The 6,874-nt window shown below is 69.7% G+C and carries 8 protein-coding genes; 3 read left to right on the top strand and 5 right to left on the bottom strand.

Going from position 1 to position 6,874, the window contains the following annotated elements:
• The 5 genes from ACI379_RS13065 to ACI379_RS13045 all read right to left on the bottom strand — a co-directional run.
• On the bottom strand, positions 1-299 hold a 299-nt coding region (locus ACI379_RS13065), incomplete at its 3' end, for an ATP-binding cassette domain-containing protein (RefSeq protein WP_439792527.1).
• Positions 296-631, bottom strand: a complete 336-nt coding sequence (locus ACI379_RS13060) for a non-heme iron oxygenase ferredoxin subunit (protein WP_439792526.1) — start codon at positions 629-631, stop codon at positions 296-298. The genes ACI379_RS13060 and ACI379_RS13065, both read right to left, overlap by 4 nt.
• 4 nt (positions 632-635) lie before the next feature.
• Complete coding sequence (sufD, locus tag ACI379_RS13055) at positions 636-1,832, bottom strand: Fe-S cluster assembly protein SufD (protein WP_439792525.1); 1,197 nt, start codon at positions 1,830-1,832, stop codon at positions 636-638.
• Positions 1,833-1,892: 60 nt separating this feature from the next.
• Positions 1,893-3,311 (bottom strand): Fe-S cluster assembly protein SufB, encoded by a 1,419-nt coding sequence (gene sufB / locus ACI379_RS13050; protein ID WP_439792524.1) that lies wholly within the window; start codon positions 3,309-3,311, stop codon positions 1,893-1,895.
• Entirely contained in the window at positions 3,308-4,003 is a 696-nt protein-coding gene (locus tag ACI379_RS13045) for a helix-turn-helix transcriptional regulator (protein ID WP_439792523.1), read from the bottom strand. The genes sufB and ACI379_RS13045 overlap by 4 nt, the downstream gene beginning before the upstream one ends.
• 161 nt (positions 4,004-4,164) lie before the next feature.
• On the opposite strand from ACI379_RS13045, the gene ACI379_RS13040 reads away from it, so the two are divergent.
• The 3 genes from ACI379_RS13040 to ACI379_RS13030 are packed head-to-tail and all read left to right on the top strand — an operon-like array spanning position 4,165 to position 6,798.
• Positions 4,165-5,103 carry an ABC transporter ATP-binding protein gene (locus tag ACI379_RS13040; RefSeq protein ID WP_439792522.1) on the top strand — a complete coding sequence of 313 codons (939 nt, stop codon included), beginning with the start codon at positions 4,165-4,167 and terminating at the stop codon, positions 5,101-5,103.
• Positions 5,100-5,870 (top strand): ABC transporter permease, encoded by a 771-nt coding sequence (locus ACI379_RS13035; protein WP_439792521.1) that lies wholly within the window; start codon positions 5,100-5,102, stop codon positions 5,868-5,870. Before ACI379_RS13040 ends, ACI379_RS13035 begins: the two co-directional genes overlap by 4 nt.
• Positions 5,871-5,874: 4 nt before the next feature.
• Positions 5,875-6,798, top strand: coding sequence for a COX15/CtaA family protein (locus ACI379_RS13030; RefSeq protein ID WP_439792520.1), 924 nt, complete (start codon positions 5,875-5,877; stop codon positions 6,796-6,798).
• Positions 6,799-6,874: the final 76 nt, after the last annotated feature.

The raw sequence follows: 6,874 nt of genomic DNA, 5'->3' as shown, positions 1-6,874 counted from the left end.
GACACCCCGGGCACCTCCACCGGGTACTGCATCGCGAGATAGAGGCCGGCCCGCGCGCGCTCGTGGACCGCGAGGCCGTCGAGCGGGACGCCGTCGAGCTCGACGCTGCCCGACGTGATCGTGTACTTGGGGTGACCCGCCAGCGCGTAGGCGAGCGTGGACTTGCCCGACCCGTTGGGACCCATGATCGCGTGGACCTCGCCGGGGTTGATGGTGAGGTTCACGCCCTTGAGGATCTGCTTGGGACCGTCCTCGGTCTCCACGCTCACCTGGAGGTCCTTGATCTCGAGGGTGCTCATGCGGGGGTTACTCCGTTCAGGGTGGTGTCGGTGTCGACGTACACGTCGTTGTCGCGTACCTCGACGGGGAAGGTGGCAACAGGTTCGGTCGCCGGAAGGCTGGTGGGCTTGCCGGTGCGCAGGTCGAACATCGACCCGTGCAGCCAGCACTCGATCTGGCAGTTGCTGACCTCGCCCTCGCTGAGCGCCACGGCGGCGTGCGAGCAGAGGTCCTGGACGACGAACACCTCGTCGCCGTCGCGGGCCACGGCGAGGTCGTACCGACCCAGCGTGCGGGCCAGCGCCTCGTCCGAGGGGATCTCGTCGAGGGAGCAGACGCGTTCGAAGGCCATCGGATCAGGCCAGACCGGGGAGGCCGTCGACCACGGTCTTGGCCAGCTCGGCCTCGACGGTCGCGGTCAGCTGCTCCTCGAGCTCCGGCACGCCGATCTTGCGGATCAGGTCGTTGAAGAACCCGTGCACGACGAGCCGCTGGGCCTCCTTCTCGTCGATCCCGCGCGAGCGCAGGTAGAAGAGCTGGTTGTCGTCGAAGCGGGCCGTCGCCGAGGCGTGGCCGGCACCCTCGATGTCTCCGGTCTCGATCTCCAGGTTGGGGACCGAGTCGCACAGGGTGCCGTCGGTGAGGATGAGGTTGCGGTTCTCCTCGTAGGTGTCGATGCCCTCGGCCACCTTGCGGATCAGCACGTTGCCCACCCACACGGTGTGGGCGCCCTGGCCCTGCAGCGCGCCCTTGTAGGACACGTTGGAGCGCGTACGGGGGGCGGTGTGGTCGGCGAAGAGCCGGTGCTCGAGGTGCTGCCCCGCGTCGGCGAAGTACAGGCCGAGGAGCTCCGCGGAGCCGCCCGGACCGGCGTACTCGACGTTGGCGTGCAGGCGGACCAGGTCGCCACCGAAGCTGACGGAGGTGTGCTTGACCTCGGCGTCGCGACCCACGCGGATCGCGTCGCGGCCCAGGTGGACGGCGTCGTCGGCCCAGTCCTGCAGGCTCAGCACCGTGACGTTGGCGGCGTCGCCCACCAGGTAGCTGGTGATGGCGCTGTACCGGGCGCTGCCGGTGTGGGTCAGCACGATCGTCACCTTGGCGTGGTGGCCGACCCGGACGATGGTCCGGCCCCACACCAGGTCGTCGACGCTCTCGCCGTGCAACCCGATGACCAGCGGCTCGTCGGACTCGAACTCGGCCGGGACGTCGACCAGCACCGCGCCCGTCGAGCGGGCCGCAGCCAGGGCCGCGGGCAGCTCGTTGGGCGGCAGCTCGCCGAGCGCGACGGCCTCCTCGGCGCTCACGGTCGAGACGGTGATGCCCTGAGGCACCCGCGTCTCCAGGGTGAGCGCGGCATCGGACTCGGCACCGTCGAGGATGCCGAGCAGGCGCTTGAGCGGGGTGAAGCGCCAGGTCTCCTCGCGACCGGTGGGCTTGCCGTAGTCGGCCAGGTCGTACGACGGCAGCGGGTTCAGGTGGGACTCGACGTGCTCGAGCTCCAGCGCCGCGGCCACGGGGGCAGTCCCGTTGGCGGTGTCAGTGACAGTCACTTCTCGTTCTCTTCTTCGTTGCTCGTGGTGGTGGGGTCGGTGCGGGGCGGAGCCCTCGCGTCAGCCGACCGCCCCTTCCATCTGGAGCTCGATCAGGCGGTTGAGCTCGAGGGCGTACTCCATCGGGAGCTCCTTCGCGATCGGCTCGACGAAGCCGCGCACGATCATCGCCATCGCCTCGTCCTCGGCCATGCCGCGGCTCATCAGGTAGAAGAGCTGCTCCTCGGAGACCTTCGAGACGCTCGCCTCGTGACCCATCTGCACGTCGTCCTCACGGATGTCGACGTACGGGTAGGTGTCCGACCGGCTGATCTGGTCGACCAGCAGGGCGTCGCACAGGACGTTGGACTTGGAGCCGTGCGCGCCCTCGTTGACCTGGACGAGCCCGCGGTACGAGGACCGTCCGCCGCCACGGGCGACCGACTTGCTCAGGATCGACGAGGAGGTGTTGGGCGCGGCGTGCACCATCTTGGACCCGGTGTCCTGGTGCTGGCCCTCGCCGGCGAACGCGATCGACAGCGTCTCACCCTTGGCGTGCTCGCCCATCAGGTAGACGGCCGGGTACTTCATGGTGACCTTGGAGCCGATGTTCCCGTCGACCCACTCCATGGTGGCGCCGGCCTCGCAGACCGCGCGCTTGGTCACCAGGTTGTAGACGTTGTTCGACCAGTTCTGGATGGTCGTGTAGCGGCAGCGGCCGCCCTTCTTGACGATGATCTCGACCACGGCGGAGTGCAGCGAGTCCGAGGTGTAGATCGGCGCGGTGCAGCCCTCGACGTAGTGCACGTAGGCGTCCTCGTCGACGATGATCAGCGTCCGCTCGAACTGACCCATGTTCTCGGTGTTGATGCGGAAGTACGCCTGCAGCGGGATGTCCACGTGCACGCCCTTGGGGACGTAGATGAACGACCCGCCGGACCACACCGAGGTGTTGAGCGCGGCGAACTTGTTGTCACCGACCGGGATGATCGTGCCGAAGTACTCCTTGAAGAGCTCCTCGTGCTCCTTCAGCGCCGTGTCGGTGTCGACGAAGATGACACCCTTCTCCTCCAGGTCCTCGCGGATGGAGTGGTACACGACCTCGGACTCGTACTGGGCCGCGACGCCGGCGACGAGGCGCTGCTTCTCGGCCTCGGGGATGCCGAGCTTGTCGTAGGTGTTCTTGATGTCCTCGGGCAGGTCCTCCCAGGACTGGGCCTGCTTCTCCGAGGAGCGCACGAAGTACTTGATGTTGTCGAAGTCGATGTCGCCGAGGTCGGAGCCCCAGGTCGGCATGGGCTTGCGGTCGAAGAGCTTGAGGCCCTTCAGACGCAGGTCGAGCATCCACTGGGGCTCGTTCTTCTTGCCCGAGATGTCTCGCACGACGTCCTCGTTGAGGCCGCGGGTCGCGGCTGCCCCGGCGTCGTCCGAGTCGGCCCAGCCGAACTCGTACTTGCCGATGCCCTTGAGCTCGGGGTTGAGCTCCTCGATGGAGGTCATGCCTTCTCCTTGATCGGGTTCTGGTGCGGAATCTGTGGGATGCAGGTGGTGCAGACGCCGTCGCCGTGGGCGATCGTGGCGAGGCGCTGGACGTGGGTGCCCAGGACCTTGCTGATCGCCTCGGTCTCGGCCTCGCACAGCTGCGGGAACTCGTGCGCGACGTGCGACACGGGGCAGTGCTGCTGGCAGAGCTGTTCACCGACGACCGGGAGCGACTTCACCCCTGCGGCGTAGCCCTCGGCACTGAACACCCGGGCCAGGGCCTCGGCGGCGCTGAGCTCGGGGTGGGCGTCGCGGACGGCGGCGTAGTCGCGCTCCACGAAGGCCACCCGCTCGCGGGCGAACTCCATGACGGCCTCGTCACCGAGGTTCTCGGCGATGAAGCGCAGCGCGGTGGCGGCCAGGTCGTCGTAGTGCTGGTCGAACTGGTCACGCCCCGACTCGGTCAGGGCGAAGACCTTGGCGGGCCGGCCACGGCCCCGGGACCCGTAGACCTTGGGGTCACGGGCCTCGACCACGCCGGACTCGCCCAGGTGGTCCAGGTGACGACGTACGGCGGCCGGCGTGAGGTCCAGCAACGAGGCCAGATCGAGGGCCGTCGAGGGGCCGTTCTCCAGAATCGCCCGGGCCACCCGGTCACGGGTGGTCACGTCCCCCTCAGGGGTCACGGGGTGGTTCCGGACGAATTGCACAACACCAGTGTGACGTTAATGCAGGACCTCTTTCAACGAAGGTGAGCCTAAGTGACCTCGCGCACACGCCTATGACCCGCGCCTCGACCGGCGTGTCGAGGGCCTTGCCGGACCGGACCCCGGAGTACGCCGGACGTGGATCGCCTTCCTATGATCCTCGGGTGTCCACCGCTCAGTCCGCCGTCGTCATCGACGACCTGGTGATGAGGTACGGCGACAAGACCGCGGTCGACGGCCTGTCCCTCGTCGTGCCCACCGGCACGATCACCTCCGTGCTCGGCCCCAACGGGGCTGGCAAGACCACCACCCTCGAGACGTGCGAGGGCTACCGGCGCGCGCAGGGCGGTCGCGTGGAGGTCCTGGGACTCGACCCGCACCGCGACCGGCGCGAGCTCCTCCCCCGCCTCGGGGTGATGCTGCAGAGCGGCGGCGCCTGGAGCGGCGTGCGCGCCGACGAGATGCTGCGCCACGTGGCCTCCCTGCACGCGCACCCCCTCGACGTGGAGATGCTGCACGACCGGCTGGGTCTGGCCGAGTGCGGGCGGACCCCGTACCGCCGGCTCTCCGGGGGCCAGCAGCAGCGGCTCGGGCTGGCCATGGCCCTGGTGGGGCGCCCCGAGCTCGTCTTCGTCGACGAACCCACCGCGGGGATGGACCCCCAGGCCCGGCGCACCACGTGGGAGCTGCTCGAAGAGCTGCGTGCGGACGGCGTGACCGTCGTGCTGACGACGCACCACATGGACGAGGCCGAGCGGCTCTCCGACCTGGTCCACATCATCGACCACGGGCGGGTCATCGCCTCCGGCCGCCCCGCCGAGCTCACCAGCAGCACGCGGACGGCCACCGTGCGGCTCGTCGTCACCCGCCCCGTCACCGACGACGTGGTCGCTGCGCTCGCGTCCGACCTGGGCAGCAGCACGGAGGTACGGCTGCTCGACGAGACCTCGATCCTGATCACCGGCCCCGCCGACAGCACCACCCTGGGGCGCGTCGCACGCTGGTGCGAGGAGCACGACGTCGTCCCCCTCTCCCTGGCCCTGGGCCAGCGCACCCTCGAGGACGTCTTCATCGAGCTCACCGGACGGGAGATCGAGCAGTGAGCAACGGCACGTTCACGCCCAGGCCCGGCGCCGCTCCCCTGCGCCAGCAGGTGCTGGCGCAGGCGCGCATGGAGTCCCGGCTCATGCTGCGCAACGGCGAGCAGCTGCTCGTGGCCCTCGTCGTTCCTCTGATGGTGCTGGCGGTCGGACTCGTGGGAGTACGACGCCTCGACCTCGACCTCGACGGCATGAGCGGGGTCGACCTGCTCACCCCGGGCGTGCTCGCCCTCGGCGTGATGTCCACCGCGTTCACCTCGCTGGCCATCGCGACCGGCTTCGAGCGGCGGTACGGCGTCATCAAGCGGCTCGGCGCCAGCCCGCTCCCCCGCCACGGACTGCTCCTCGGGAAGGTCGGCGCGCTCCTGCTCGTCCAGCTGCTCCAGGTCGTCGTCCTGGGTGGCGTGGCCCTGGCACTGGGCTGGACGCCCGAGGTCAACCCGCTCGGGTTCCTCCTCGCCATGGTGCTGGGCATCGCCGCCTTCGCCTCCCTGGGCCTCTTCATCGCGGGGGTGCTGCGTGCCGAGGCCACGCTCGCGGTCGCGAACCTGGTCTACCTCGTGCTGCTCGCGGGCGGCGCCGTCGTGATCCCCGCCTCGTACTACGGGGGCGTCAGCCACCTGGTGACGTGGCTGCCCAGCGGCGCACTGGGCGAGGCCATGCGCGCCTCTCTCGCGTCGGGGACCATCGACTGGGCCGCCCTCGTCGTCCTCGCCGCGTGGGCCGTCCTCGGCACCGTCCTGACCACCCGCACCTTCCGCTGGGAGTGACCCTGTGTTCACCGACCTCTGTGCGCGTCTGAGCCCCCGCCTGTGGGTGCTCGCCGTGGCCAACATCCTGGCCAACATCGGGATCATCGTCACCGGTGCTGCCGTCCGCCTCACCGGGTCGGGCCTCGGGTGTCCCACGTGGCCCAAGTGCACCGAGGACTCCTTCGTCACCCACCCCTCCATGGGGATCCACGGCGCCATCGAGTTCGGCAACCGGCTGCTGACGTACGTGCTGCTCGTCATCGCCGTCGCCTGCTGGATGGCCGCCGTCGGCCGCAAGGACCGTACGGCGGTGCGGCTCTCCCTGATCGTCGCGCTCGGCATCCCGCTGCAGGCCGTCATCGGCGGCATCACCGTGCTGACCGACCTCAACCCGTGGATCGTGTCACTGCACCTGGTGGCGTCGCTCGCCATGGTGATGGTCTGCCTCGGGCTCCTGGACCACCTCCGGAGCCCTGTCCGGGAGACCGCTCCGGCAGCCCACCGCGGCCTCGCCACGGCGATCATGCTCGTCGGCTGGGTGGTCCTCTACCTCGGCACGATCGTCACCGGCGCCGGCCCCCACGCGGGCGACCTCGACGCCGTGCGCAACGGCCTCGACCCGCAGGTCCTCTCCCACGTTCACGCCGCCTCCGTGTACGTGCTGGTCACCCTGACCGTCGCGCTCCTGGTCGTCGCCGTACGCAGCGGCAACCGCTGGCTCGTCGTCGTCACCGGCGCCCTGCTCGCACTCGAGCTGCTGCAGGGTGTGATCGGCTGGTCGCAGTACCTGCTCGACCTGCCGGAGCTGCTCGTCGCGATGCACATGCTCGGCGCCGGTCTCCTCGCCGCCGGCTTCGCGCGGGTCTGGCTCGCCGTACGCCCACACGCCGAGGTCGAGCAGGACACCGGGCGGCTCCTCGCCTGGGCCAGCGGCCAGCAGGACTGAGCGCGTCCCCGCCTCTCTCCCCCGCGTCTCTCCCCCGGCGCCCCTTCGCAGTAACGCGCAGTTATCCGTACGACCA

This window comes from Nocardioides sp. (assembly GCF_051876515.1).
Lineage (GTDB): Bacteria > Actinomycetota > Actinomycetes > Propionibacteriales > Nocardioidaceae > Nocardioides.
Note: the sequence above shows the minus strand (reverse complement) of the source record. Positions and strands in the feature narration are given on the sequence as shown.

What these genes read in the sequence shown, in the direction of transcription:
- ACI379_RS13060 (WP_439792526.1), bottom strand. Translation starts at nt 631, where the DNA reads ATGGCCTTCGAACGCGTCTGCTCCCTCGACGAGATCCCCTCGGACGAG.
- sufB (WP_439792524.1), bottom strand. Translation starts at nt 3,311, where the DNA reads ATGACCTCCATCGAGGAGCTCAACCCCGAGCTCAAGGGCATCGGCAAG.